General features: G+C 70.4%; 25 protein-coding genes. 12 read left to right on the top strand and 13 right to left on the bottom strand.

The genetic code is table 11. The features are described from left to right. The first annotated feature begins 110 nt into the window (after window positions 1-110). From Microterr_RS12915 to Microterr_RS12900, 4 genes are all read left to right on the top strand, one after another. A complete protein-coding gene (locus Microterr_RS12915) occupies window positions 111-704 on the top strand; it encodes a fasciclin domain-containing protein (protein WP_263797518.1) in 594 nt (197 codons plus the stop codon). A gap of 115 nt (window positions 705-819) precedes the next feature. Beyond that, window positions 820-1,656, top strand: a complete 837-nt coding sequence (locus Microterr_RS12910; protein WP_263797519.1) for a transposase — start codon at window positions 820-822, stop codon at window positions 1,654-1,656. A 32-nt stretch (window positions 1,657-1,688) separates the two neighbouring features. Beyond that, the gene (locus tag Microterr_RS12905) at window positions 1,689-2,126 is read left to right on the top strand and encodes a VOC family protein (RefSeq protein ID WP_263797520.1); all 438 of its coding nucleotides are present in this window, start codon (window positions 1,689-1,691) and stop codon (window positions 2,124-2,126) included. Between the two features lie 91 nt (window positions 2,127-2,217). Continuing rightward, on the top strand, window positions 2,218-4,395 hold the full coding sequence (locus tag Microterr_RS12900; RefSeq protein ID WP_263797521.1) for a S8 family serine peptidase: 2,178 nt from the start codon (window positions 2,218-2,220) through the stop codon (window positions 4,393-4,395). Window position 4,396: 1 nt separating this feature from the next. Here the strand turns inward: Microterr_RS12900 and Microterr_RS12895 are convergent, their stop codons facing one another. After that, complete coding sequence (locus Microterr_RS12895) at window positions 4,397-4,996, bottom strand: GNAT family N-acetyltransferase (protein WP_263797522.1); 600 nt, start codon at window positions 4,994-4,996, stop codon at window positions 4,397-4,399. Window positions 4,997-5,095: 99 nt separating this feature from the next. On the opposite strand from Microterr_RS12895, the gene Microterr_RS12890 reads away from it, so the two are divergent. Beyond that, window positions 5,096-6,457, top strand: coding sequence for a threonine/serine exporter family protein (locus Microterr_RS12890; RefSeq protein ID WP_263797523.1), 1,362 nt, complete (start codon window positions 5,096-5,098; stop codon window positions 6,455-6,457). A gap of 16 nt (window positions 6,458-6,473) precedes the next feature. Here the strand turns inward: Microterr_RS12890 and Microterr_RS12885 are convergent, their stop codons facing one another. From Microterr_RS12885 to Microterr_RS12875, 3 genes are read right to left on the bottom strand one after another with little or no spacing between them, the layout of a single operon-like run. Then, window positions 6,474-6,896 carry a DUF1801 domain-containing protein gene (locus tag Microterr_RS12885; protein ID WP_263797524.1) on the bottom strand — a complete coding sequence of 141 codons (423 nt, stop codon included), beginning with the start codon at window positions 6,894-6,896 and terminating at the stop codon, window positions 6,474-6,476. A 50-nt stretch (window positions 6,897-6,946) separates the two neighbouring features. After that, window positions 6,947-8,149, bottom strand: coding sequence for a chromate efflux transporter (gene chrA, locus Microterr_RS12880; protein ID WP_263797526.1), 1,203 nt, complete (start codon window positions 8,147-8,149; stop codon window positions 6,947-6,949). A 29-nt stretch (window positions 8,150-8,178) separates the two neighbouring features. Then, the gene (locus Microterr_RS12875; RefSeq protein ID WP_263797527.1) at window positions 8,179-8,385 is read right to left on the bottom strand and encodes a three-helix bundle dimerization domain-containing protein; all 207 of its coding nucleotides are present in this window, start codon (window positions 8,383-8,385) and stop codon (window positions 8,179-8,181) included. A 152-nt stretch (window positions 8,386-8,537) separates the two neighbouring features. On the opposite strand from Microterr_RS12875, the gene Microterr_RS12870 reads away from it, so the two are divergent. Beyond that, window positions 8,538-9,386 (top strand): aldo/keto reductase, encoded by an 849-nt coding sequence (locus tag Microterr_RS12870; protein WP_263797528.1) that lies wholly within the window; start codon window positions 8,538-8,540, stop codon window positions 9,384-9,386. A 10-nt stretch (window positions 9,387-9,396) separates the two neighbouring features. Here the strand turns inward: Microterr_RS12870 and Microterr_RS12865 are convergent, their stop codons facing one another. Next, the gene (locus Microterr_RS12865) at window positions 9,397-10,245 is read right to left on the bottom strand and encodes an NAD-dependent epimerase/dehydratase family protein (protein ID WP_263797529.1); all 849 of its coding nucleotides are present in this window, start codon (window positions 10,243-10,245) and stop codon (window positions 9,397-9,399) included. A gap of 60 nt (window positions 10,246-10,305) precedes the next feature. On the opposite strand from Microterr_RS12865, the gene Microterr_RS12860 reads away from it, so the two are divergent. Further along, entirely contained in the window at window positions 10,306-10,743 is a 438-nt protein-coding gene (locus Microterr_RS12860) for a GIY-YIG nuclease family protein (RefSeq protein ID WP_263797530.1), read from the top strand. Window positions 10,744-10,747: 4 nt separating this feature from the next. Here the strand turns inward: Microterr_RS12860 and Microterr_RS12855 are convergent, their stop codons facing one another. Genes Microterr_RS12855 through Microterr_RS12840 form a run of 4 tightly spaced genes read right to left on the bottom strand, consistent with a single transcriptional unit; the run spans window position 10,748 to window position 13,813 of the window. Continuing rightward, window positions 10,748-11,170, bottom strand: coding sequence for a hypothetical protein (locus tag Microterr_RS12855; protein WP_263797531.1), 423 nt, complete (start codon window positions 11,168-11,170; stop codon window positions 10,748-10,750). Continuing rightward, window positions 11,154-11,903, bottom strand: a complete 750-nt coding sequence (locus Microterr_RS12850) for a prolipoprotein diacylglyceryl transferase (RefSeq protein WP_263797532.1) — start codon at window positions 11,901-11,903, stop codon at window positions 11,154-11,156. Before Microterr_RS12850 ends, Microterr_RS12855 begins: the two co-directional genes overlap by 17 nt. A 3-nt stretch (window positions 11,904-11,906) precedes the next feature. Then, window positions 11,907-12,224 carry a hypothetical protein gene (locus tag Microterr_RS12845; RefSeq protein ID WP_263797533.1) on the bottom strand — a complete coding sequence of 106 codons (318 nt, stop codon included), beginning with the start codon at window positions 12,222-12,224 and terminating at the stop codon, window positions 11,907-11,909. Beyond that, a complete protein-coding gene (locus Microterr_RS12840) occupies window positions 12,221-13,813 on the bottom strand; it encodes a radical SAM protein (RefSeq protein WP_263797534.1) in 1,593 nt (530 codons plus the stop codon). The genes Microterr_RS12845 and Microterr_RS12840 overlap by 4 nt, the downstream gene beginning before the upstream one ends. A 70-nt stretch (window positions 13,814-13,883) precedes the next feature. On the opposite strand from Microterr_RS12840, the gene Microterr_RS12835 reads away from it, so the two are divergent. Next, window positions 13,884-14,663 (top strand): alpha/beta fold hydrolase, encoded by a 780-nt coding sequence (locus Microterr_RS12835; RefSeq protein WP_263797535.1) that lies wholly within the window; start codon window positions 13,884-13,886, stop codon window positions 14,661-14,663. A gap of 73 nt (window positions 14,664-14,736) precedes the next feature. Here Microterr_RS12835 and Microterr_RS12830 read toward each other — a convergent pair whose 3' ends face one another. From Microterr_RS12830 to Microterr_RS12815, 4 genes are all read right to left on the bottom strand, one after another. Further along, the gene (locus Microterr_RS12830; protein ID WP_263797536.1) at window positions 14,737-15,465 is read right to left on the bottom strand and encodes a DUF72 domain-containing protein; all 729 of its coding nucleotides are present in this window, start codon (window positions 15,463-15,465) and stop codon (window positions 14,737-14,739) included. A gap of 14 nt (window positions 15,466-15,479) precedes the next feature. Further along, window positions 15,480-17,141, bottom strand: a complete 1,662-nt coding sequence (locus Microterr_RS12825) for an alpha-amylase family protein (RefSeq protein WP_263797537.1) — start codon at window positions 17,139-17,141, stop codon at window positions 15,480-15,482. Further along, window positions 17,138-18,103: a TIGR03885 family FMN-dependent LLM class oxidoreductase gene (locus Microterr_RS12820; RefSeq protein WP_263797538.1), complete on the bottom strand. Its 966-nt coding sequence runs from the start codon at window positions 18,101-18,103 to the stop codon at window positions 17,138-17,140. Before Microterr_RS12820 ends, Microterr_RS12825 begins: the two co-directional genes overlap by 4 nt. Before the next feature lie 85 nt (window positions 18,104-18,188). Further along, a complete protein-coding gene (locus Microterr_RS12815; protein WP_263797539.1) occupies window positions 18,189-19,196 on the bottom strand; it encodes a LacI family DNA-binding transcriptional regulator in 1,008 nt (335 codons plus the stop codon). Between the two features lie 229 nt (window positions 19,197-19,425). Between Microterr_RS12815 and Microterr_RS12810 the strand changes: the two genes are divergently transcribed. From Microterr_RS12810 to Microterr_RS12795, 4 genes are all read left to right on the top strand, one after another. Then, window positions 19,426-20,748 carry an ABC transporter substrate-binding protein gene (locus Microterr_RS12810; protein ID WP_263797541.1) on the top strand — a complete coding sequence of 441 codons (1,323 nt, stop codon included), beginning with the start codon at window positions 19,426-19,428 and terminating at the stop codon, window positions 20,746-20,748. 76 nt (window positions 20,749-20,824) lie between these two features. Then, window positions 20,825-21,709, top strand: coding sequence for a carbohydrate ABC transporter permease (locus Microterr_RS12805; RefSeq protein WP_263797543.1), 885 nt, complete (start codon window positions 20,825-20,827; stop codon window positions 21,707-21,709). 3 nt (window positions 21,710-21,712) lie between these two features. Continuing rightward, on the top strand, window positions 21,713-22,618 hold the full coding sequence (locus tag Microterr_RS12800; protein ID WP_263797544.1) for a carbohydrate ABC transporter permease: 906 nt from the start codon (window positions 21,713-21,715) through the stop codon (window positions 22,616-22,618). A gap of 3 nt (window positions 22,619-22,621) precedes the next feature. Beyond that, on the top strand, window positions 22,622-25,240 hold the full coding sequence (locus tag Microterr_RS12795; protein ID WP_263797545.1) for an alpha-L-rhamnosidase: 2,619 nt from the start codon (window positions 22,622-22,624) through the stop codon (window positions 25,238-25,240). The last annotated feature ends 23 nt before the right edge of the window (window positions 25,241-25,263 follow it).

Genomic DNA, 25,263 nt, shown 5'->3' with positions numbered 1-25,263 from the left:
GTCACGACATCGTGTCCGAGTGCATCCGCCGGCGTCCTCCGGGCGGAATAACCCTGTGACGGCCTGCGGGTCCCGCAGGCCGTCTCTCACATCACCGAAGGAGCTGAATGATGAAGACAAGAATGCGCCTTGCCATCGCGGCGATCGCCACCGCCGCACTCGTGTTCGCCTCGACGCCGGCGCAGGCGACCGGCGGGTCGAGTTCGCCCGGCACGATCGTCGACGTGGCGGTAGCCGCATCCGGCGGCGGCGCCCCCGACAGCAACTCGTGGGACTACGACATCCTCGTCCAGGCCGTCCTCGCGACGGGTCTCGACGGCGCGCTCTCCGACACCAGCACGAAGTACACGGTCTTCGCTCCCAACGACCGGGCCTTCCTGCGTCTCGTGCGCGACCTCACCGGCACCACTCCGGATTCCGAGGCAGCGGCGCTCACAGCGATCACCAGCACGTTCACGACCGACCAGATCGCGAACATCCTGCTCTACCACGTGGTCGCCGGAAAGAAGCTCAGCCCCCTCAAGGTGCTGTTCTCCCGGTCGCTCACGATGGCCAACGGTGGAATCGTCGAACCGCGTGGCCTCACGCTGCGCGACGAGACGCCCTCGCTGAAGAACCCCCGGCTCGTGCTGTGGGGGCTGAACATCAAGGCGTCGAACGGCGTGATCCACACCATCGATCGGGTGCTCGTCCCCGCTGCCTGACCGAGCCGACGGCCCGCCCGGATCGCCCCCACATCCGAGCGGGCCGCTCACTGTCGCGGCGTGCCGTCGCGAGGTGGAGTACGACAGCTGAGGCTCGCGAGCGAGAATGGTGCGCATGGCTGAGCGCTCCGATGATGATCTCGATGCGATCGTCGTCGAGCTGCTCACCGTGACCCCGGCAGAATTCACGGCGGCGCGCACAGACCGCGCGCGTCAGGCGCCGAAGGAGCTGGCTGCGCGCATCAAGGCGCTCCGCAAGCCCTCCGTCTCCGCGTGGACGGTCGATCTGCTGGCGCGCGAGGGCCTGCTCGGCGAGGCGCTCGAGCTCGCGGCATCGCTGCGCGAGGCCCAGGACGACCTCGACGCGGCCGAGCTGTCGAGACTCGGCGGACAGCGGCGACAGCTGGTGGCGGCGCTCGCGGCGCAGGCTGTCGACCGGGCGGCCGAGCATGGAGTGCAGGTCAGCGCGTCCGCCCGCACGGAGGTCGAGCAGACCCTGAACGCCGCCATGATCGACGCCGATGCCGCGGCCGCGGTGCTCAGTGCGCGGCTGGTGCGGCCGCTCGAAGCCGCGGGATTCGGCGGCGTCGATCTCGGCGACGCGCTCGAGGGCTCCCAGCCCGCCGGGTCGCCGGTCGTCGCGACCGACGATCTCGCCGAGCGCCGTGCCCGCAAGGCCGCGGAGAAGGCGGTGCGCGACGCCGAGCATGCAGCGGAGCAGGCCGACCGGGAGCGCGCCAGGATCGCGACGCGCCGTGACAAGGTGCAGGAGCGCGTCGAGCGGCTCGACGAGCGCGTCACGGAGCTGCGGCGCGACCTCGCGCGCGTGGAGGCCGAGCAGGAACAGGCGGCCGCCGAGCTCGCGGAAGCCGCCCAGCAGTGGGACGCCGCCGACGAAGCCGCCCGTGCGGCCGCCTCGGCGGCGCATTCCGCGCGCGACGCGCTCGAGTGATCCGGCGACGCGCGGCGGAGTAGCATGCACGCGTGCCCATCAAGCTGGAGAACGTCGGCATCGCCGTCCGCGACCTCGAGGCCGCGATCGCGTTCTTCACCGATCTCGGTCTCACCGTGATCGGACGCGACACGGTCAGCGGCGAGTGGACCGACACCGCCGTCGGCCTGGACGGCAACCACGCCCGCATCGCGATGCTCCAGACGCCGGACGGCCACGGGACTCTCGAGCTCTTCGAGTACATCCACCCCGACGCGATCGAGACGAAGCCCACCGTCCCCAACGAGATCGGCATGCACCGGGTCGCGTTCTCCGTCGATGACATCGACGAGGCGCTCGCGATCGCCGCGCGGCACGGGTGCCACCCGCTGCGCGGGGTCGCCACCTATCAGGACGTGTACAAGCTGACCTACCTCCGTGGGCCCAGCGGCATCCTCGTGATGCTCGCCGAAGAGCTCCAGAAGCGCTGACACCCCGCCGGCGCGGTATCACCGGCGCCGCCGGACACTCCTCATCCGTGATGCACGCCATCTCCGGCGTGCCCTGGGTGAGGAGACAGACATGGCCCGCAGTATCCGCAACGGGGGCTCGGTCCCTGTGGCAGACATCGCCTCCGGCGAGATCGTGCGCCGGGGGCGCCGCATCCGCATCGCCGGAGACTTCACCGAGCGTGACGCGCACGGCGTCCGCGTCACGGGCGCCGGCGCCGCCGACGTCTCATACGAGGGCGACGCGCTCGTCATCGATACATCAGGGCTCGCGATCGGCGGTCACACCGTCCTCGTCAGCGGCATCCCCTCGCTCGGGAAGGAGAAGGGCCGGCAGGATGCTGCGTTCGACGTGATCGTCGTCGACACGCCCGCGCCCCTCGACGAGAGCCTCGCCGTGCTGCACGCGACCCGCATCCGCATCGGCGAACTCGACATCGAGTCGCTGCCGATGGGAGCCGGCGTCGAGGGCGAGTTCCGCGACGTATTCAAAGCGGTGACCAGGGACGGCGAGAAGGCGGAAGTGCTCGCGTTCGACCAGGTGGGGGAGCGCGTCGACATCGACGAGGAGCTCGCGGGCCTCGCCCAGCGTCGGCAAGAGCGCTACGGCCGGGTCGAGCCGGCCCTGTTCGAGCAGCTCGAGCAGGGCGGCGAGGTCGACGTCGCGGTGTGGGCGTCGACGCGCGACGTGGACGTGCCCGAGCCCGAGAAGTCCGATCGGCGCCAGACGCGCAAGCCGAGTCGGGTCGACGCCGCGGCGCGGAAGCAGTGGGCCGCTCTCGGCGAGAAGCTCGCCGACGTGGGCAGGGAGTACGGGCTCGAACCCGAGCGGATCGACCAGGCAGCGCCGGTCGTCTACGGGCGCATGCCTGCTGAGGCCGTCCGCAAGCTCGCGGAGCACGACCTCGTTGCCGGGGTCTTCCGCCACGACCGCGAGGGCATCGACGACCTGAACGACTCGATCGCCATCCACAACAGCGACGACGCGCACACCGCCGGGTTCACCGGCGCAGGCGTCGACGTCGCGGTGTACGAGCAGGGCCCCGACGTCACCACGAACCTGGTGATCTCCGGGCGCTTCGAGACGCCGGGATCGACGAGCAGCCACGCTCGGATGACCCACGGGATCATCCGCAACAGCCAGCCCAACCGTCCGCACGGTCACGCGCCGGACGCCAACCTGTTCTCGGCGAACAGCTACGACCTCGACGCGATCCGCTGGGCCGCGCAGGACGAGGGCTGCACGGTGATCAGTCAGAGCTTCCACCGTTCGGCCGAGCAGACCAGCGACTCGCTGTCGCACGACGACAACTACAAGGACTGGCTGGCGCTGCACTGGCCGTTCCCCACGATCGTGGAGGCCGCGGGCAACGGCACGTCGACCGAGTTCGTCAACCACAAGGGCTACAACCGGCTCACGGTTGGCAGCCACGATGACACCGCGAGCGCCATGGCGACGAGCTCGGTGTTCCGCAACCCGAAGTCGACGCACGGGGATCGGGAGCTGCCTGAGATCGCCGGCAACGGCGTCGGCGTGACGGTCGTCGGGCTCACCGACAGCGGCACGAGCTTCGCGGCCCCCGCGGTCGCCGGGATCGCCGCATGCGTGCAGGAGGCGGCGCCGGTGCTGAAGTCCTGGCCGGAGGGGACCCGTGCCGTGCTGATGGCGGGCGCGTGGCGCAACCCGAGCGGCGGGCGCTGGCGGGCCGACCTGTCGGCGGGTGTCGACGCGCGCGACGGTGCGGGCACGGCCGACGCGGGGCGATCGACTTCGATCGCGCGGGCGAGGCAGAATCGCGACAACGCGGGGGCGCTGCGCGGCTTCGACGTCGGGACGCTGCGTTCGGCGGACCTCGACGGCTCCGGGCGCACGGCATTCCGCTATCGGATCACGACGCCGCGGACGCCGCTGTTCTTCGGGTCGCACGTGAAGGTCGCGCTGGCATGGGATTCGAAGGCGACGCGCACCGACATCCTGTTCCTGTCGATCTACCAGAACACGCTGACCGTCGACCTCGACCTGGAAGTCCGCGACTCGTCCGGCTCGCTCGTCGCGTCCAGCATGTCGTGGGACAACAGCTACGAGATCGCCGAGTTCGACGCGAAGGCGGGCGAGAGCTACGACATCCGGATCCGGCGCTGGTCGGGCACCGATGACGTGTGGTTCGGCATCGCCTGGACGCAGATCTCGACCCTGTTCGACATCTTCGGCTCGGTGCAGACGGCGCCCGTCTTCGAGATCGGCGGCTGACCTACGTGAGCGCGGAGTGGCCGCCCTGCGCGAGCCACTCCGCGCGCAGGACTCCCATCACGACGGAGTCGTACCGCTCACCGCGCACCTCGCGGGCGTTGCGGAAGCGCGCCTCCTCGGTGAATCCGAGCCGGTGGCCGACGCCGAGCATCCGCGTGTTGCCCGACCAGGTCGAGAAGTCGAGCCGCACGGCGTCCGTGTGCGCGAACAGGTAGTCGGTCCAGATCCGGAGCGCCTCGGTGCCCGATCCCCGCCCGCGCGCGGCGGGGTCGAAGACGGTGACGCCCATCCGGCGCCAGTCCGACTCCTCGGCCTCCCAGTGCCACGACACCATTCCCATCAGGCCGGTGGGGTCGTCGGACGCGGCGACGACCGCGCGTTCGATCGGCGCGGCGCGCAGCGTGCCGTCGACGATGCGTCCGCGCAGGCGCTCGATGCCGGCGTCGATCTCGGCGGGCTGCCGGACGGGGTTGTAGGGGCCGTCCCACCGCTGCCACTCCTGACCTGGCTGCAGCCATTCGCGGTAGGCGGGCAGATCCGACACGGTGAAGTGCCGCAGCACGACGCCGCGACTCTCGCCGATCAGCAGGTCCGAGGCCACGGGCCCAGCCTGCCACCCGGGTGCGGCGATCGCGACGGCGGTGACCGGCGTCGCGCAAGATACAGGTATGGCACCTGACCGGGCGAACGAGCGCCTCCCGTGATCTCCGCGTGGGTCGCGGTCGCAGTCCTCATCGTCGCGGCGATCATCCTCCTCGCGACGCGACGCCGCGCCGTCCGCGACATCGCGATCAGCGCGCGCGCCGCCCGGATCACCGGATCGACGCCCATCGCGGCGACCGACGCGCCTGACGCCGCGAGCGCTCTCGCCGCGGCCGAGGCGGTGGGCATCGCCATGACCCAGGCCGGGTACTCGGTTGAGACCGTGCAGGACGTGCTCGCCGACATCGCCCGCGCGAACGGTCTGCCCGAGAGCCAGGTGGTGGTCTTCCCGAATGCGCTCCTCGTCTCGGCGCGCGGTCAGGGACAGCACCGCACCGGCACGTCGGTGAGCAGCGAGGGTCAGCTCCTCTTCTCGCAGATCGACGAGGTGCAGCGGACGGTGGATGCTGCGCGCACCGGAGTGCTCGACCCCCGGTCCACCATCGAGCGCATCGAGCGCATCCGCGCGATGCCGCCCGCGTACGGGCGCGTCGTGCGCGTCGTGGCGTACGCCTTCCTGAGCGCCGCCCTCTCGGTGCTGCTCGGCGCCTCGTGGGCCGGGGTTGCGCTGGCCGCAGCGCTCGGACTCGTCGCCGGAGCGGCGCTGCTCGTGAGCGAGCGCGTGCCGCGCCGCTACGGTGCCCTGATCACGGTCGCGATCGCCTTCGTCGTGGCGTTCGCGGTGTTCTCACTCCTGCGCGCCGGCTGGGGCTCGGGCATCGTCGCGGCACTGCTCGCGCCGCTCGTCGTCCTGCTGCCCGGGGCGCTGCTGACCACGGCGGTCCTGGAACTGTCGACGGGCCAGATGATGTCCGGCGCCGGCCGTGCCGCGGCGGGGGCCATGCAGCTCGTCCTCCTGGGCGCCGGCGTCGTGACCGCCGGTGCGCTGGTCGGGGTCTCCGACATCGATCTCACTGCCAAGGCCGAGCTGCTCGGCCCGGTCGCGCCGTGGGTCGCCGTCGCCGTCTTCGGCGTCGCGATCTCCGTGCATCGCAGCGCGCCCCGCCGGTCGCTGCCGTGGATCCTGCTCGTGCTCTACATCGCCTACGCCACCCAGGTGCTCGGCGGCCTGCTCCTGGGCGGAGTGTTCTCGGCGTTCGTAGGCGCTCTGTGCGTGACCCCGGTGACCGCGCTCGTCGCACGGCAGCCGTCGGGCCCGGCGGCCCTCGTCAGTTTCACGCCCGCGTTCTGGCTGCTGGTGCCCGGCGCGCTCGGACTCGTCGGAGTGGCGGATGTCCTCGGCGGCGACGCCGCGGCGTCGACCTCGCTGGTCGCGACGCTGGCGACGATGGTCGCGATCGCGCTGGGAGTGCTCGCCGGCTCGAGCCTGTCGAATCGGATGCAGCGCCCGGCGCTCTGACCCCCGTCGGCGCGCGTCAAGCCGGCTTGTCGTCCTCGCGTGTCCAGGCGATCGCGATCAGACGACGCAGGACGTCGAGGTCGATGTCGTCGAGCGTCCGCACGTAGACGCAGCCGGCACCCTCGGTGTACCTGCCCAGCTGGGGGAGCAGCGCCGCGCCCTCCGGCAGATCCTTCAATCCGTAGAGCGAGAGCTGCGCCTTCCGCGGGGAGAAGCCGGTCTTCGGCCAGTCGCCCTGACGCTTGGGGTCGGACGGCGAGACGTACCGGTAGCTGCCGTAGCCGATCATCGTCGGTCCCCACAGCACCGGCTCGGCGCCCGTGACCTCATGGAAGACGTCTGCCAGTACGAGGCCGTCCGCCCGCCGGCGTGCCGGCGTCGCAGCCTCGAGGAAGGCGTCCACATCGGCGTCGGTCGGCTGCGTCTTGATCTCTGCCATGCCGTCATTGTCGCGCGGCGCAACCAGGGCCGCCAGGTCGGGCCGGCGTCTCACGCCTGTGCGAGCGCGATGACCAGTCCGCCGGCCGCGCCGACGAGGACGACCGCCCACGGCGGGACGCGCCAGGCCACGAGCAGCACGAAGCAGATCAGGGCGAGCGCGAATGTCGCCGGACCGACCACCGCGGTCACGAACACCGGATCGTAGAGAGCCGCCGCGAGGATGCCGACGACCGCGGCGTTGGCCCCGCGGATCGCGGCCTGCGCGGACGGCGCAGCGGAGAAGCGATTCCAGAACGGCAGCACGCCGACGAGGAGCAGCAGCCCCGGCAGGAACACCGCGATGAGCGCGATCGCGGCGGTGAGGAGGCCGAGGGCGCCGGGCGCCGCGAGCGCCCCGAGGTAGGCGGCGAACGTGAACAGCGGCCCCGGAAGCGCCTGCGCAGCCGCGTAGCCCGCCAGGAACTGCTCGGGGCTCACCCATCCGCCGGTCACGACCTCCGCCTGGAGCAGCGGCAGAACGACATGGCCGCCGCCGAACACCAGCGCGCCCGCCCGGTAGAAGCGGTCCGCCACCTCGACGGCGAGGCTGTCGCTCAGTGCGGCGGCGATCGGCAGGGTGACGAGCAGCAGGCCGAACACGGCCAGGCACACGATGCCCGCGGCGCGTGTGACGGGGAACACCAGTCGGTGCGCGGCCACCGCCGGCCCCGTGCGGCACAGCGCGAGTCCGGCGAGCGCGCCGAGCAGGATCGCGACGACCTGGCCCAGCGAGCCGGCGAACAGGAGCACGCCGACGGCTGCGGCGACCGCGATGCCTGCGCGACGCGCGTCGGGGGTCAGCGTGCGAGCCATCCCCCAGACCGCCTGCGCGACGACCGCGACCGCGACGACCTTCAGCCCCGCCAGGATGCCGCTGCCGGTGAGGGTGTCGAGCAGGGGCCCCGCATACGCGAATGCCACCATGAGGATCGCCGAGGGCAGGGTGAACGCGACCCAGGCGGCCAGTGCCCCGAGAGTGCCTGCCCGGACCAGGCCCATTCCGAACCCGACCTGGCTCGACGCCGGCCCCGGCAGGAACTGGCTCACCGTGACGAGTTCGGCGTAGTCGTCGTCGGTCACCCAGCGGCGGCGGGCGACCAGTTCGTCGCGGAAGAAGCCGAGGTGCGCGATCGGGCCGCCGAACGAGGTGACGCCGAGCCGGAGGAATGCGCGCAGCACCTCTCCCGGAGTCCCGCTCGGCCCACTGCGCACAGCCCCGACGCTAGCGCCTCGCGGTGCTCCTAGCTCGACCTCGCCTTGAGCGTGGTCTTCGCGGCGCGCTCGACGAGCACCGGCACGAAGTCGCGCACCCTCGCATCGTCCATCGACGCGTGCGCCGCTCTGACCGCGGCCACGACCTCCGCCTCGGGGACATCGGGAAAGCGCTCCCGCAGTCGATGGACGACGTGGTCGATCGCCTCGGATTCGGATGGTGCTTTCTCGGGCATGCTTCCTCCAGAGCGACGTTGCTGCGGTCAACGTACCGTGGTGCGCACCGCTCGCAGAAGGGGGTCCTGTCAAGGCCTTCCTCGTCGCGCGGGCGTCCGGTGCACTGGTACTGGCAGCATCCGCTCTTCGCGGACGCCGTGAAAGGAACCCCATGCAGACTGTGACGCTCAACACCGGCGCGGAGATGCCGATCCTCGGATTCGGCGTCTTCCAGGTCGGGCCGGAGGAGACGGAGGATGCTGTCGCCCACGCCCTCGAGGCGGGCTACCGGCTGATCGACACCGCAGCGGCCTACGGGAACGAGGAGTCCGTGGGCGCGGCGATCGCGAAGAGCGGAGTGCCGCGCCAAGAGCTGTTCATCACCACGAAGCTGTGGGTGCAGGATGCGCCCGCCGAGGAGAACACGGCCCGGTCGTTCGACGCGTCGCTGCAGAAGCTCGGGCTGGACTACGTCGACCTGTACCTGATCCACCAGCCGTTCGGCGACTACTACGGGCAGTGGCGCGCGATGGAGAACGTGCACCGCGACGGTCGTGCCAGGGCGATCGGGGTGTCGAACTTCGCACCCGACCGCCTGCTCGACCTGGTGCTGAACAGCGAGGTGGCACCGGCGGTGAACCAGATCGAGACGCACCCGTTCCACCAGCAGGTGCAGGCGCACGAGGTCCTGGCAGCGGAGGGCATCCAGCACGAGTCGTGGGGGCCGTTCGCCGAGGGGAAGAACGACCTGTTCACGAATCCGCTGCTGAGCGAGATCGGTCACGGGCACGGGAAGTCGGTGGCGCAGGTCGTGCTGCGGTGGATGATCCAGCGCGATGTGGTGGTGATTCCCAAGTCCGTGAAGCCGGAGCGCATGGCTGAGAACATCGACGTCTTCGACTTCACGCTCACGGCCGACGAGATGGAGCGGATTCGCACGCTCGACACCGGCACGTCGCAGTTCTTCGACCACCGCGACCCCGACATGGTGCGGTGGCTCGCGGCGCGCCGCATCGGCTGAGCGTCCCGGGTCAGCCGACCTCGTCACGCCAGGAGTGGCGCGGCGCGTAGCCGAGCACCCGCCGCGCCTTGTCGATCGACAGGAGGGTCTCGTTCGGTCCGACATCCTCGCGGAACGGGACCCCTGGGTAGACCTCGGCGACCAGTTCGGCGTTCGGGCGGGTCATGACGGTGTCGGCCGCCGCGATGATGAAGCAGTCGAAGCCGGGGGCCGCAGCATCCACTGCCCGCTCGACGGCCTGCGCGCCGTCGCGTGCGTCGATGTACCCCCACAGGTTCCACTTGCGGCGCCGGGCGTCGGCGTCGAAGTCGGGGAACTCGGCGTAGTCCTCCGGCGCCATCACGTTCGAGAACCGGAGGGCGGTGATCGAGGTGTCGGGCTCCCAGCGCACGAGCTCGCGTGCCATCCGCTCCTCGAGCACCTTGACCAGCGAGTACACCGACTCCGGTCGCGGCTCGTACTCCTCGTCGACCGGGATGTACGGCGGCGGAGCATCGAACGGCAGCCCCAGGACCGTCTCGCTGGAGGCGTACACGATGCGGCGGATGCCGAGGCGCCGGGCAGCCCAGAACACATTGAAGGTGGTGGCGATGTTGCTGTGGAACGTCGCCACATCGCTGAGGATGCCGGGTGCGGGGATGGCCGCGAGGTGCACGAGGGCGTCGACGCCGTCGTGCTGATCGTTGACGGCGGTGAGCGCGTCGACGACCTGCCCGTAGTCGCGCAGGTCGACGTTCACGAAGCCCGGCCCGCGCTCGCCGGTCCTGTCGAGATTGACGACCTCGTCGCCGCGGGCACGGAGGTGCTCCACGACGACCCTGCCGAGCTTGCCTGATCCGCCTGTCACCGCGATGCGCATGGAATCACTCTCGCACCTCCGACGCCCGGTCGTGTCGGAACCGGCACGTAGGCTCACGGCGTGCCCACCGCCGGATCGATGCCGGGGCGCTGCATCCTGTGCGGCGCGATGGTCGGCGTGCGCCGAACCGACGGCTGGCACTGCGGGGTCTGCGACTGGCGCGTCGGCGACGTGCCGGACTCCGATCTGCCACCGCCGCGCATCGAGGTGGTCTACTACCTCCGCTATCGCGAGCGCATCAAGATCGGCACGTCGGCGAATCCGAAGCAGCGCCTGGCGGCGATCTGGCACGAGGAGCTGCTGGCCTTCGAACGAGGGGGACGGATGCTGGAGCGCCGGCGGCATGTGCAGTTCGCCGAGCTGCGCGAGGGCGGCGAATGGTTCACGGCCGCACCCCCGCTCCTCGCGCACGTGGCCGACGTGACCGCGGCCGCCGGCACCGCCGCGCCGTGGGACGCCTATGCGCGATGGGTGAGCGAGGCGTACTCGGGTCGCTGACCCATCACATCGACATCCCACCGAGGAGCGCGAGGCACGGGCCGATCACGACGAGCCAGGCGCCCGCCGACACGATCAGGATGCCGGTGGCCATGCGCCGCGTCTTCGGGAAGAACATCATGACCGCCCCTGCGACCAGGATGACGATGAAGGGCAGCACGAAGCCCCAGACGCCCCACAGGGACGCGGCAGTCAGACCGCTGATCACCAGGAGCCCGCCGATCACGTAGAGCCCGCAGCCGATGCCCACACCTGCGCCGACACCGAGACCTCCCTGCCGATCGGGAGGCGTCTCGGGCGGCTCGATCGGTGCAGGCGTGAACGCGGGTGGCGGTGATGCGGCGGGGCCCGGCGCCGGCGGACGATACGGCGGAGCTGGTTCCTCCGGCTCCGTCGCCCCTTCTGAGTCGTCAGGCGTGCTGCTCATGCGGTGCTGTCCTCTCGACGGGTGCTGGGCTGTGCTCGGTGAACCGGCCGTGGGCGCCCATCCAGGCGATCCGGGCCAGCAGGATCGGAATAGTGATGAGGAGGAAGAGCTGCGGGCGGGTAAGTCCCATCCACGCCACATCGTTCCCTCGGACGAACTCGATGCAGAAGCGGAAGATCCCGTACGCCGCGATGTACAGCGTCAGCGTCTCGCCGGCGGCGATGTCGCGGTGGCGCAGCCAGAACCAGAGCAGCGCGAACGCGATCGCGTGGAAGAGGATCTCGACGAGGAAGCTCGCGTTCAGCGGCACGCCGCCCGGCGCCTCCGTCAGGTAGCAGCCGACGCGTCCGATCACCATCGCGAGCGCGACTGCGGGTGCGAACAGGTCGCCCGTGCGCGGCTTGTAGCGGACGATCCGCTTCGCCACGTGCACGCCCAGCCACGCCCCCACGAGGGCGCTCAGCATGGACGCGTTGCCGTAGGCGAGCTGGTCGATGAGGCTGAGGTTCTTCGAAGGATCGAGGTGCTGCGCCCAGGTGCCGAGCCGGGAGAGGAGCGCGGCGCCCGCGAGGGCGCCGAGCACGATGTACGGGATGCGGGGATCGGTCACCCCGCGCCGACGGCGCTCGATGAGGAAGACGATGCCGGCCGCCGCCAGCCCGAGAGCCACGAAGACCGAGTGCGTTCCCAGCGGGGGGAGCCAGGGTGCGAGGTCCTGCAGCGTCGGGAACACGGTTCAGCCCAGCATCCCGATCCAGAGCATGACCCAGAACGGGATAGCGACCGCGGCGAGCACGGCGATCACCGACAGGTACAGGAGCACGAGCCGCGTGTCGCCCAGCTTGCAGCGCGAGCGCAGGAGCCCCGCCCGCCGGGCGCGTGCGTAGCCGGCGATCGCGATGCCGGCGAACGCGAGCACCGCGATGGGGCCGAGGATCGCGGTGATCGCCGCGACGGTGGTGAAGACGCACAGCCGCAGCGGATCGAACGGAACGACCGGGGCGCCGACCGAGTCGTCGCGCTGGTTGAGGTGGCTGTAGTCGGCGGCGCTCATGACACCGTCACCGGGATCTGCCTGCGCGTGCCGCCGGTCGCGGTCGAGATGCGGGTGCGTGAGAGCGGCGCCCAGGCCTGCACCGCGCAGAAGGGAGCGCACTGATGGGCGTCGGTCGTCTCGTTGACTGTGGCCACGTGGACGCAGCACTGCGTGAGGCGCTCCTCGATCATCGTGTTGATGTCCATGAACGGCTTCACCGTGATGCGCAGCACGCGGTCGGCCAGCATCCGGCGCAGCCGCTGATGCTGGCCGGGCAGCCGTGAGGCCGCCAGCGTCGCGAGCGTGCCGATCCCGAGGTCGCAGTTCACGCAGATGTCGCGCCAGATGTCGCTCATCGACGGGTGCGACAGCGACGACTGCTCGCTGAGCAGGTCGAGCAGGGAGTTCTTCACGACGTCGCGGATGGCCGCGTTCACGTTCGAGTCGGCGATGCGGTTCGCGATCATGTCGGGGTTCAAGTCGAGGAACTCCTTCAGCCGGTCGTGCCCGATCAGCCCGACGAGCGACTTCCACTCGTCCGCGTCGTCCTTGAGGAAGTACCCGACCGAGCAGCAGTGCGGATGGCTGCACGGCAGCGCGGTCAGGTCGCGCCAGGTGATCTCGCCGTCGGTCTGCGGCCCGAGCCGCGTCAGCACGCCGGTGTGGGTGAGCCGGTCGTCCGGGTCGATGCCGGCCGATCGGCCTGATCCGAACACGGGCTGGACCGTCACTCCGCCGACGTACGGCGTCGCCATCGCCCGCCGGATCACGGCGCCGATCTCGCCGTCGTTCACCCCGAGCGCCGCCGTCATCGTCAGGGTCATGAAGACGCCCGCCTCCGAGAGCCGCTCCATGGCGCGCTCCTTGAACCGACGGATGTCGGCTCCTCGGTGATATGCGGACGCCTCGGCGCTCTCGCCGTCGTACTGCAGGTACACCTCGACCCGCTCGCGGTGCTTCTTCAGCGTCGCGACGAGCGCGTCGTCCTGCGCGATCCGCAGGCCGTTCGAGTTGATCAGGATGCGCACGATCGGGCGGGCGACCAGGTGCTCGAGCAGCTGCTCGAGCCACGGGTACAGCGTCGGCTCGCCGCCGGAGAGCATCAGCACGTCGATGCGGTTGTTCTCCTTGGCGAGCCGCGCGTCGACGGAGGCGAGCACGGCGGCGAGCGGCGCGATCGCCGATGCGGCCGGCGACGACTCGGCGAAGCAGGTCGGGCAGCGCAGGTTGCAGTGGTCGGTGAGGTCTTCGAGCAGGATGCAGGTGTGCTGCGTCTGCATCTGCGGCAGGCCGTCCTCGTACGCGGAGGGGACCGGCTTGAAGTTGCCGATCGTGTCGGGGCCATGCACCTTCGTCGGCGCCGTCCACTGCTCGAGGTACGTGAGGATCTCCGCCGACTCGTCGTACAGCGTGCTGATCATGCCGTGATCAGGGCACCCGCGCTCCAGCCAGACGCGGCCGTCGCGGTCTGCGAGCCAGCCGGACAGACGCCGCACGTCGGCCAGGGGCCGATCGGGATCCTCCTCGTGGCAGCGCGGACAGAACGCGTTGACGTAGCGGTGAATGCGATATTCCCGCAGCGGCATCCCAGGGGAGCTCTGACTCATGTGCTCACGATAGACCTGAGCGTCAGCCGGACGGGTTGACGGGCCGTGGCGCGGTTGGTTCGATCGCCTCATGAGTCTCATCGAATCCGCCGACGGCACCTCGATCGCCGTGCACGAGGTGGGCAGCGGTCCCGCCGTGGTCATCGTCAACGGCGCCTTCTCGACGGCGAAGGATGCTGTCGAGATCGCGGACGCGTTCGCCGGCGCCGGGCTGCGCGCGGTCACGTACGACCGGCGCGCGCGCGGCGACAGCGGCGACACCCCTCCGGTCGACCCGCTGCGCGAGGTCGAAGACCTCGCGGCGGTGATCGCCTCGGTCGGGGGAGTGGCGGCCGTCATCGGGCATTCCTCCGGCGCCGTGCTCGCCCTGTACGCCGCAGGAGAGGGCGTCCCGGTCGGGCGGCTGCTGCTCTCCGAGCCGCCGTTCCACTTCGGCGAGGACGAGCCGGATGCCGCGCTGCCCGAGCGTCTGCAGGCTCTCGTGGACGCGGGTGAGGAGGCCGAGGCCGTGCTGGTCTTCCAGCGCGAAGGCATCGGGCTGCCGGAGGAGATGATCGAGCAGATCCGCACCAGCCCGCTCTTCGACAGCCTGGTCCCGCTGGCACAGTCGACGGTCTACGACGCGACGCTCACCCGTCAGGTGTCGACGCCGACGGCGGAGATGCGCCAGGTCGAGGTGCCGGTGACGATCCTGTGCGGCGTGCAGACCTTCCCGCTGCTCACCGGCGCCGCCCGACGGCTCGCCGAGGCGATGCCCGCGGCGGAGTTCCTCGAAGTGCCCGAATCGGTCGGACACCGCCTCGACCCCGCCGCCGCCACCCGCATCGTCGCCGAGCGGCTTCAGGTCTAGCCCCATATGGTTCGCCTGTCGCGATCTGCGACCCGCGGTGCATTTCGCGACAGGTGAAGGCGGAGCGCCGTGCTCAGGTGCCGGTCATCCGCTTCAGGGTGAGGGCGTTGCGGACCGCGTTGCCCTCGCCGTCGTTGTTGAAGTACGCGTACACCGTGCGGCCGGCGCCGCTCCATTCCCGCAGCCGGTCGGCCCACCAGGCGAGATCGTCATCCGAGTAGGAGCCGCCGTAGAGGTGCTCGTGGCTCGGCCCATGCAGTCGCACGTACGCGACATCCGACGTCGCCCGAAGGATGCAGGGGAGCCCGGCCCCGCTCATGACGCAGTACGCCGCCCGGTGCCGCTCGAGCAGTGAGAACACCGCCTCGTCATTCCAGGACGGATGCCGCAGCTCGACCGCCGTGGGCATCCACTCCGGGATGCGCTCGAGGAAGTACCCCAGCCGGTCGTCGTCGCGCTCCATCGTCGGGGGCAGCTGCACGAGCATCACGGCACGCTTGTCGCCGAGCTCCTGCCAGCCTGCCCTCATCCGCTCCAGCCAGGCCTCAGGGCCGTACAGGCGCTTGCCGTGAGTGAGCCCGCGCGGCGCCTTCACGGTCATCGCGAAGCCGCCGGGGAGCCGGCGGTTCCAGCTCTGGAAGCGCGATGCCGGCGGCCAGCGGTAGAAGCTCGCATTCAGCTCGACCGTGTCGAACACCGAGACGTAGCGGGCCAGCCGGTCGTGGGCGGGGAGCCCGGGCGGGTAGAGCACATCCTGCCAGTGGTCGTAGCTCCACCCCGAGGTGCCGATCCGGATGGCCATGGGCGCTGCCTGCGTCAGGCGATCCGGGAGTCGCCAGGGGAGGGGATCCGCAGCCAGCGGAAGCCGTACGGCGCCAGCTCGACGCTGATCCGCCCCCGCCCGTCGACCGGCACCGTGTCGGGCCCGTGCAGGTCGAGCAGCTCGGCGCCGGCCGAGTCGGTGCCGATCGCGACGCGGGTGCGCACAGGCACATCGGTGAAGTTATGGAACGCGACCATCCGGCCGACGTCCGATGTCAGCGAATGCACCAGCACGCCGTCGGTGTCGGGCGAGAGGATCTCGAGTTCGCCCCAGCCGATCTCGGCCGAGGTGCGAGAGCGGCTGATCATCCTCCGGATGAAGTCGAGCAGCGAGTCGGGGTCGTTGCGCTGCTGCTGCACGTTGACGTGCGCCGGAGCGTACCCGTCGGCCGGGAACGGCGCGACGAGCCGCCGGGGCGGTGCATCGGAGAATCCGGCGCCGGCAGCATCCGTCCACTGCATCGGCGTTCGCACCGAGCCGCGGCCGTGCACATCGGGGTTCTCGCCCATGCCGATCTCCTCGCCGTAGAACAGCACCGGGGTGCCGGGCAGGGAGAACAGCAGGCTGTAGACCATGCGGATGCGGCGAGGATCGCCGGCGAGCATGGGTGGCAGCCGCCGGGTGATGCCGCGGCCGTAGACGCGCTGACCCTCGTCGGGGGCGAACGCCGTGAACACCTCCTCGCGCTCGCGCTCGCTGAGTTTGTCGAGGGTGAGCTCGTCGTGGTTGCGCACGAAGTTCGCCCAGCCGGCCTCCGGTGGCAGCGCCGGACGCGCCTGGAGGCTCTTGACCAGGGGCGCCGGGTCGCTGCGCGCCAGCGAGAGGTAGAGGGCCTGCATCGAGAGGAAGTCGAACTGCAGGTCGAGCTCGCCGCCGCGCGGTCCGCCGAAGAACTGCAGCTGCTGCCGGAACGGCAGGTTCACCTCGCCGAGGAGGGCCGCCTCACCCGACCGCCGCTGCAGGAAGCGCTTCAGGTCACGGAGCAGCTCGTGCGGGTCACCCAGCTCGACGCCGTCGGGCGGTTCGATGAGGAACGGGACCGCGTCGATGCGGAAGCCCGAGACGCCGAGAGCCAGCCAGAAGCCCATCGTCTTGGCGATCTCATCACGCACCCGCGGGTTGGCGACGTTGAGGTCGGGCTGGTGCTTGTAGAACACGTGCTGGAAGTACTGGTCGGTGCGCGGCTCGTGCTCCCAGACCGACGCCTCCTCGCCGGGGAACACGGTCGGCTGGGGGTGCGCGGGCGGCTCGTCGCGCCACACGTAGAAGTCCCGGTACCGCGAGGTGCGGCTGCGCTTGGCGGAGACGAACCACGGATGCTTGTCGGACGTGTGGTTGACGACGAGGTCGACGATGACGCGCATGCCCCGATCGCGTGCGGTGCGCAGCACCTCGACGACGTCGCCGTGGCTGCCCAGACGCCGGTCGACGCCGTAGAAGTCGGTGATGTCATAGCCGTCGTCGCGATCGGGCGTCGGATAGAACGGCATCAGCCACAGGCAGGTGACGCCGAGGTCGGCCAGGTAGTCGATGCGCCGGGCGAGTCCGGTGAAGTCGCCGATGCCGTCGCCGTCGGCGTCCATGTAGGTCTCGACGTCGAGGCAGTAGATGACGGCGGACTTCCACCACAGGTCGCTGGTGTCGGTGATCTTCACAGTCGTCTCCTCAGCGCGGGCAGCAGGTCGCGTTCCGCGCGGTCGAGGAAGTCGTCCTGGTCGGTGCCGACACCGTGCAGATAGACGCGGTCGAAGCCGGCCGAGGCCAGCCCGGCGATCCGGTCTGCGGCCTCCTCCGCGTCGGCGGAGCAGATCGCGCCCTGGCGCAGCTGATCGTCGGTGGGGTCGCCGGCGAGCGCGTCGAAGTCCTCCGGCTGCTCGATGTCCCAGAGGGTCGGCCCGGTGATCACGGCATGCCGCCACTGCGCTCGGAGCACCGCGACGGCGGCAGCTTTGGTGTCTTCGAGGGCGAGGTGCACCTGCAGCGCCAGAGGGCCTCGCCCACCGGCATCCCGGTACGACCGCACGACCTCGTCCAGCACGGGTCGCGCCTGGCCGACGGTCACGAGGCCGTCCGCCCACCCCGCCGCCCACGCGGCCGTCTCGGCGCTCACCGCTGCCGCCAGCAGGGGCGGCGGCGCCTCGGGTCGGCTCCAGATGCGCGCCCGATGCGCGGTGATGACGTCATCGCGGGTGACCTCGTCGCCGGCGAGGAGCGCTCTGATCGTGTCGACCGATGCCGCCAGTCGCTCGTTGCGCTCGTGCTTCGCCGGCCACGGATCGCCGGTGACGTGCTCGTTCATGGCCTCGCCGCTGCCCAGTGCCGCCCAGAACCGGCCGGGGAACATCTCCTCCAGCGTCGCGATCGCCTGTGCGGCGATGACCGGGTGGTACCGCTGACCCGGCGCCGTCACGACGCCGAACGAGAAGGAGGTTGTCGCGAGAGCGGCGCCGAGCCAGCTCCACGCGTAGCCCGACTCGCCCTGCGCGAGACCCCAGGGCGCCAGGTGGTCGGAGCACATCGCGCCGTCGAATCCCGCCTGCTCGGCGCGGACGACGGAACGCAGCAGCGCGCTGGGCGGCAGCTGCTCGTGGGAGGCGTGGTAGCCGAGGAAGACCATTCCGCGAGTCTTCAGAACCCGCCGCCGCCCGGCAAGGGCTTGCACCCGAGGTACGCGAGCGCCTATGGCGCCTGCCGTGCGGGGATCAGTCGTTGTGCCAGAGCTCGCCGAGGGTGGAGCGGCGCGGGATCAGATGCGGATCGAGCACGAGGCTGCGCACCGATGCGTCGGGGCGGGCGATCCGCTCCAGCAGCAGGTCCGCCGCCACGCGGCCCATCTCCTCACCCGGCTGGCCGACCGTCGTCACGGGGACGGCGCTCTCCGACGCGAAGTGGTTGTTGTCGTAGCCGGTGATCGCGAGATCGGCGGGCACCCGGAACCCCTCGCGCTCGCCGAGCGCCTGGATGAGGCCGATGGCGACGAGGTCGGCGGCGGCGATGATGCCGTCGTAGCGGCCGGCCCCCCGGTCGAGGATCGTCTGCGCCGCCGCGCGCCCGTGGCGGATGTTGAGTCCGCGCGTCTCGAGGTGCTCCATCTCCGCCCCGGGGAACGCGGCGACCGCCTCCGCGGCGCCCTCGTAGCGGCCGCGCACGGCCGTCAGGAAGAGGGGGCCGCCGACGAACAGCAGTCGCCGGCGGCCGAGCTCGAGCAGGTGGCGCGCCGCGAGGCGTCCGCCGAGGTGCTCGTTCACCGCGACGGACGGGTGGGCGTGCGACTCGGAGTCGAAGTTCACCAGCACGGTCGGGGTCTTGCTCGCGGGCAGCACCTGCGAGCGGGCGAGCGGGGTGTCGAGCGGGGCGAGGATGATGCCGGCCACCCTGTGCTGTTCGAACAGCTCGAGATTGCGCACCTCGCGGTCGCGGTCGATGTCGGTGTTCGCGATGAGGACATTCATGCCGTTGCGCCGCATCACCTGCTCGGCCCCGCGGGCGATGTCGACGAAGAAGGAGTTGCCGAGGTCGGCGAGCACGAGGCCGACCGTCGTGCTGTTGCCCGCGGCGAGTGAGCGCGCGGCGTCGTTGCGCACGAAGCCGAGCTCGGCGATGGCGGCGAGCACCTTGCGCCGGGTCGCCTCGGCCACCTTCTCGGGATTGTTGAGCGTGTTCGACACCGTGCCGAGCGCCACACCTGCGTGCCGTGCGACGTCGGTCATGCTCGGCTGGCCGCGCCGGGCGGCTCCCTGCTCGCTGATGATGCTCTCCTGCCCGGCCGCAGACGGCCACTCCGACGCTGCGTCCTCATTATGCCGACACCCGTCCCGCGGACGGGCGATTCGATGAAGCGCTTCACAAATGTATAACGCCGGGTTGACAATCGCTCTGATTGAGTGGCAATCTTCCACTGAAGCGCTTCAATTGAGGCGTCGCATTCAAGGAGGAATTGTGACCACAGCTACGAGGCGCACCCGGCGCCTTCTCCCTGCTCTCGCGCTCGTCGGCGCGGGGGCGATGATCCTCGCCGGCTGCTCAGGCAGCGCAGAGCCGTCTGCCAGCGGAGGCGCAGGCGACGGGGAGTTCAGCTACCTCGGCCAGACCGAGAACACCACGATCGTCGGCACCCTCGAAACGCTCGCCTCCGACGTCTGCTCCGACGTCGCAGAGACCGCGGCGCTGAAGACGGACGACATCGCGGGCACCCAGTGGGACCAGCAGCTCCAGCTGCTCGCCAGCCAGGACGCCCTGTCCGACATGTCGATGGCCGCGGGCACCCCGTCGCTGATGGCACAGTTCATCGAGGCCGGCCAGGTGCTCAACCTGTCGGACGCGCTCGAGGACCTCGGGGTGGCCGACAAGATCCTGCCCGCCGCCGAGTCGACCATCAAGGCGCTCTACGGCGACGGCGGACTCTACGCCCTGCCCACCGAGTTCAACATCGAGGGCTTCTGGTACAACAAGGAGATCCTGGCCGACAACGGCATCGAGGCGCCGGAGACGTGGGACGACCTGGTGGATGCCGCCGCCACGCTCGACGCCGCAGGCGTTCAGCCGTTCTCGGCTGCCGGCAAGGACGGCTGGCCGGTCACCCGGCTCGTCGGCGACTACATCTTCCGCGACCTGGGCGCGGACGCGCTCCAGAAGGTGGCAGACGGCGACGCCAAGCTCACCGACCCGGAGTACGTCGCGGCTGCGGACGCCGTCGCCGAGCTCGGCAAGGCCGGCTACTTCGGCGACGCGGTCGGCTCGGTCGACTACAACGCCGCGCTGAACACCTTCCTCACCGGCAAGGCCGCCTTCTTCTACATGGGCAGCTGGGCGCTGGCGAACTTCAACGATGAGGCGCAGAACCAGATCGGCGCCGACAACGTCGGCTTCGCGCGGTTCCCGGCCGTCGAGGGCGGTGCGGGCAGCATCGACGAGATCCCGGCGAACGTGGGCATCCCGGTGATGTTCTCGCAGAAGGGCTACGACGCCGACACGGAGGCGTGGCTCACCTGCATCGCGGAGAACTACGGCGACACGGTGCTCAACGAGACCGGTGTCGTGTCGGGCTTCGCCATCGACAACCCGCCCGCAGACCTGCCGGAGACCACACAGACCGTGCAGGACGTGATCGCGAACGCCCCCTCGAGCGTGCTGTGGTTCGAGGCGCTGTTCACGTCGAAGGGCACGAGCATCAGCCAGACCAACGGCGGCGCACTGGCGAACGGGTCGCTCAGCGGCGCGGACTTCATGGCGCTCGTCCAGTCGGCCAACGACGAAGGCTGATCCCGTCCCCGGCTCGGGGCGGGCGCTCCTTTCCGTCCGCCCCGAGTCGTTCGTCAGCAATGAAGAGAGTTCCCCCATGCACAAAGTGCTCGGTGACAAGCGCGCCGTCTTCCTCCTGCTCGGCCCCGCCCTGCTGGTGTACACGCTCATCATGGTCGTCCCGATCGTGTGGTCGATGTTCTACACCGTGCAGGACGGCAACCCCATCGTCGGGTTCACGTTCGTCGGCTTCGACAACTTCGCGAAGTTCTTCCAGGACCCGGCTGCATGGGACGCCCTGCTCTTCACGCTGAAGTACGCCCTCGTGCTGACCGTCCTGCAGGTCGGGTTCGGCTACCTGCTCTCGCTGATGTACGTCTTCTGGCTCCGCCGCGGCTCGAGCGCCATCCGCACGATCGTCTTCTTCCCCGTCGTCCTGCCGACGGTCGCGGTCGCCCTGCTCTTCCAGCGGCTCTTCGAGGCGGCGCCCACCACCGGCCCGGTGAACGCGCTGCTCAACGCCTTCGGCCTCGACTCCATCGACTGGTTCGGCACGCCCGGCGCCGCGTTCTGGATCATCATCCTGATGGACCTCTGGCGGTCCATGGGGTTCTACGCCGTGCTGCTGTACGCCGGCCTGGTCGACATCCCCGACGACATCCTCGAATCGGCACGCCTCGACGGCGCCGCCGGCTGGAAGCTCGTGCGCACCATCGTGCTGCCGCTGTCGCTCCCGGTCCTGCTGTCGTCGCTGATCTTCAGCATCAACGGGACGCTCAAGGTCTTCGACACCGTCGTCGCGCTCACCAACGGCGGACCGGGCAGCGCCACCACCCCGCTGACCCTCTACATGTTCCGCACGTCGTTCAGCTACGGCGACTTCGGCTACGGCAGCACGATCGCGCTGATGCTCACCGTGCTGTGCCTGCTGTTCACCCTCTTCATCTTCCGGTCCACGCGCCGCGACCTCACGAAGGACTGAACCGTGACCACCACCAGCCTCATCGTGACCGGCCGGCGCCGCACCGGCGTCCAGGCGCCCGAGACCCGCCGGCGCGGGGCGGGGGACTTCCTGCGACGCCTCCCCATCCGGCTCATCATCGTCGTCCTGCTGATCATCGAGATCTACCCGATGTTCTGGATGTTCCTGGGCTCGTTCAAGACGCAGTCCGAGTTCCTCAACGAGCCGTTCTGGGCGCTGCCGCAGTCGTGGGCGCTCGACAACTACGTCGAGGTCTTCACGACCGGCGAGTTCGGCACCTACATCATCAACAGCGTCGTCACCGTCTTCCCCGCGCTCCTGATCATCCTCGCGTTCGGCACCGCCGCCGGCTTCGCGCTCGAGGTCATGGTCTGGCGGGGCCGTGGAACGGTGCTGCTGCTCTTCCTCGCCGGCATCATGGTCCCGGCCCAGATGATCCTGCTGCCGCTGTTCAGCATCTACTTCCGCACCCACCTGACCGGCACGCTCTGGCCGCTGATCATCACGTATGTCGCGATCGGCATGCCCCTCACGGTGTTCATGATGGCCACCTTCTTCCGGGCGGTGCCGCGCGAGATCTTCGAGGCCTCCACGCTCGACGGCGCGAGCATCTTCCGCTCCTTCTGGTCCGTCGGCGTCCCCCTCGTCAAGAACGCCCTGTTCACCGTCGGCCTCGTGCAGTTCTTCTTCCTCTGGAACGACCTCCTCATCGCACTGACCTTCACCACCAGCAGCGACCTGCGCACCATCCAGGTGGGCCTGCTCAACTTCACCGGGGAGTACGGCGCAGTCCAGTACGGGCCGACGTTCGCGGCGATCGCCGTCAACGTGTTCGGCACCCTGCTCATCTACCTGTTCCTCAACCAGCAGGTCATGAAGGGCCTGACGGCCGGATCGGTGAAGGGCTGACCGATGACGACCGAGATCACACAGATCTGGCTGGAGAACCGCCGCGGTGGCACCACCGTCGGCATCGACGAGGCCGCACCGCGCCTGTCGTTCGTGCCGACGGCATCCGCTCCCGGCTACGAGATCGAGTTCACCCGCGACTCGGGCCACCTCGAGACGCACCGCACGAGCAGCACCCGCCTGGTCGCGTGGCCGTTCGCGGCGCTGGCCGCGCGGGAGGGCGGGATGCTGCGGATCCGCGCCGCCGAGGGCGAGTACTCGACACCGGTCCGCGTGGAGCGGGGGCTCGGCGGCGACTGGCAGGTCGACTTCGCCTCGCCGTCCACGGCGGCGCCGCAGGGGGCCCCTCGGCCCGCGTACCTGCTGCGGGCGGAGGTCGACCTCGGCGCGCACGGGATCGCCCCCGCCGACATCGCCCGCGCTCGCGTATACGCGACCGCGCACGGCGTCTACGAGCTGGAGCTCGACGGCGCACCCGTCTCGGGCGACCGGCTCGCTCCCGGCTGGACGAGCTACGGCCACCGCATCCGCTGCCAGACGCATGACGTGACCACGGCCCTGCGCGACGGCGACCTCCACGTCTTCGGCGCGTGGCTCGCCGACGGCTGGTACCGCGGGCACATCGGCTTCGACGGCGGCGTGTGGGACCTGTACGGCACCGACGTGTCGCTGCTGCTGCAGCTCGAGGCGACCACCGCCGACGGAACCCTGCACGTGATCCCGCTGCGCTGGCGCACCCACGCCTCGCCGATCACCGAGGTCGGCCTCTACGAGGGCGAGAGCTACGACGCGCGCCTGCTGCCGGACGGGTGGTCGCTGCCCGGGTTCGACGACGCCACGTGGGACGACGCGCACGTGCTCGACCGCAGCGCGTTCCCCGCGGCGATCGAGGCGCCGACCGCGCTCCCGGTCACCGAGATCGAGACCCTGCAGCCCGTGACGAGCGAACGGCTCCCCAGCGGGCGGATCCGTCTCGACTTCGGCCAGAACATCTCCGGCGTGCTGCGCATCCGCCCGCGCGCCGCCGCCGGCACGGTCGTGCGCCTTCACCACGCCGAGGTGCTCGAGAACGGCGAGCTCGGCACGCGCCCGCTGCGCGCCGCGTTCTCGGTCGACACCTACACGTGCAGCGGTGCGCAGGGCGAGGAGTACACGCCGCGCTTCACGATCCACGGCTTCCAGTACGCGGAGCTCGAGGGGTGGGACGACGACCTGGAGCCAGGCGATGTCGAGGCCGTGGTCATCCACACCGAGATGGTGCGCACCGGCTGGTTCGCCTCGTCCCACGAGGGCCTCGACCAGCTGCACTCGAACGTGCTGTGGAGCATGCGCGACAACTTCGTCGACCTTCCCACCGACTGCCCGCAGCGCGACGAGCGGGTGGGGTGGACGGGCGACATCCAGGTGTTCGCGCCGACCGCGCTGCGGCTGTTCGCGGCGCACGGCACCCTCACGGGCTGGCTGCGCGACCTCGCGGCCGAGCAGTGGGACAGCGGGCACGTGCCGCAGTTCATCCCGTGGGTCGAGTGCGGGTTCCCGAACTTCCCGACCGCGGCGTGGGGCGATGCCGCCGTCGTGGTGCCGTGGGAGATGTACCGCAACGACGGCGATCTCACCGTCCTCGCCGACCAGTACGACAGCATGCGCGCGTGGGTCGACCTCGTCGACGGTCTCACCGGCCACACTGGCCTGTGGAACCACGGCTTCCAGCTCGGCGACTGGCTCGACCCGCAGGCGCCGCCGGATCACCCGGGCGACTCGCACACCGACCGCTACCTGGTCGCCACGGCGTACCACGTCAAGACCGCTCGCATCCTGGCCGAGGTCGCCGCGCTGCTGGGGCGCCAGGAGGATGCGGCGCACTACGGCGCTGTGGCCGCACGAGCCACGCGGGCGTTCCAGGACGAGTTCCTCACCCCTTCCGGCCGCGTCGTCAGCGACACGGCCACCTCCATCGCGGTCGCGCTCGTGTTCGAGCTGTTCGCCGACGAGCGTCAGGCCGCCCGGGCGGGGGAGCGGCTGCTCCACCTGGTCGGCCACGGCGGATTCCACATCTCGACGGGCTTCGTCGGCACGCCGATCATCTGCGATGCGCTCATCCGCGCGGGGAGCGTCGATTACGCGTACCACCTGCTGCTGCAGCAGGAGCTGCCGTCCTGGCTGTACCCGGTGACGATGGGTGCCACGACGATCTGGGAGCGGTGGGACAGCATGCTGCCCGACGGCTCGATCAACCCGGGCGACATGACCTCGTTCAACCACTACGCGCTCGGCGCGGTCGCCGACTTCCTGCATCGCGAGGTCGCCGGGCTCGCCCCCGCCGCACCCGGCTGGACCGGCATCCGGTTCGCGCCGCACCCGGGCGGCGGGCTCACGAACGCGTCGGCCGCGTATGACAGCGTGCTCGGCCGGGCCGCATCAGGGTGGCGGCGCGAGGGGACGACGCTCACGATCGAGGTCGAGGTGCCGCAGGGCGCCACCGGCGTCGTCGTGTTCCCCGAGACCGGCGAGGAAGTGCCCGTCGGGCCGGGGGCGCACACCCTCACCACCACGTTCCGCTCCGTCGGCGACGATCCAGCGGCGCCGTTCTTCGGCTGGCGCCGCGAGCAGGTCGACGCCTGAGCCGTGGCGCACCGCATCCCTCC

The sequence above is a fragment of the Microbacterium terricola genome (genome assembly GCF_027943945.1).
Taxonomy (GTDB): Bacteria; Actinomycetota; Actinomycetes; order Actinomycetales; family Microbacteriaceae; genus Microbacterium; species Microbacterium terricola.
This window is presented reverse-complemented; position numbering and strand designations above follow the sequence as displayed.

Coding starts and splice junctions, on each gene's coding strand:
- Microterr_RS12915 (WP_263797518.1), top strand. CDS start 111: ATGAAGACAAGAATGCGCCTTGCCATCGCGGCGATCGCCACCGCCGCA.
- Microterr_RS12910 (WP_263797519.1), top strand. CDS start 820: ATGGCTGAGCGCTCCGATGATGATCTCGATGCGATCGTCGTCGAGCTG.
- Microterr_RS12900 (WP_263797521.1), top strand. CDS start 2,218: ATGGCCCGCAGTATCCGCAACGGGGGCTCGGTCCCTGTGGCAGACATC.
- Microterr_RS12885 (WP_263797524.1), bottom strand. CDS start 6,896: ATGGCAGAGATCAAGACGCAGCCGACCGACGCCGATGTGGACGCCTTC.
- Microterr_RS12875 (WP_263797527.1), bottom strand. CDS start 8,385: ATGCCCGAGAAAGCACCATCCGAATCCGAGGCGATCGACCACGTCGTC.
- Microterr_RS12870 (WP_263797528.1), top strand. CDS start 8,538: ATGCAGACTGTGACGCTCAACACCGGCGCGGAGATGCCGATCCTCGGA.
- Microterr_RS12865 (WP_263797529.1), bottom strand. CDS start 10,245: ATGCGCATCGCGGTGACAGGCGGATCAGGCAAGCTCGGCAGGGTCGTC.
- Microterr_RS12855 (WP_263797531.1), bottom strand. CDS start 11,170: ATGAGCAGCACGCCTGACGACTCAGAAGGGGCGACGGAGCCGGAGGAA.
- Microterr_RS12845 (WP_263797533.1), bottom strand. CDS start 12,224: ATGAGCGCCGCCGACTACAGCCACCTCAACCAGCGCGACGACTCGGTC.
- Microterr_RS12840 (WP_263797534.1), bottom strand. CDS start 13,813: ATGAGTCAGAGCTCCCCTGGGATGCCGCTGCGGGAATATCGCATTCAC.
- Microterr_RS12835 (WP_263797535.1), top strand. CDS start 13,884: ATGAGTCTCATCGAATCCGCCGACGGCACCTCGATCGCCGTGCACGAG.
- Microterr_RS12830 (WP_263797536.1), bottom strand. CDS start 15,465: ATGGCCATCCGGATCGGCACCTCGGGGTGGAGCTACGACCACTGGCAG.
- Microterr_RS12820 (WP_263797538.1), bottom strand. CDS start 18,103: ATGGTCTTCCTCGGCTACCACGCCTCCCACGAGCAGCTGCCGCCCAGC.
- Microterr_RS12815 (WP_263797539.1), bottom strand. CDS start 19,196: ATGACCGACGTCGCACGGCACGCAGGTGTGGCGCTCGGCACGGTGTCG.
- Microterr_RS12805 (WP_263797543.1), top strand. CDS start 20,825: ATGCACAAAGTGCTCGGTGACAAGCGCGCCGTCTTCCTCCTGCTCGGC.
- Microterr_RS12795 (WP_263797545.1), top strand. CDS start 22,622: ATGACGACCGAGATCACACAGATCTGGCTGGAGAACCGCCGCGGTGGC.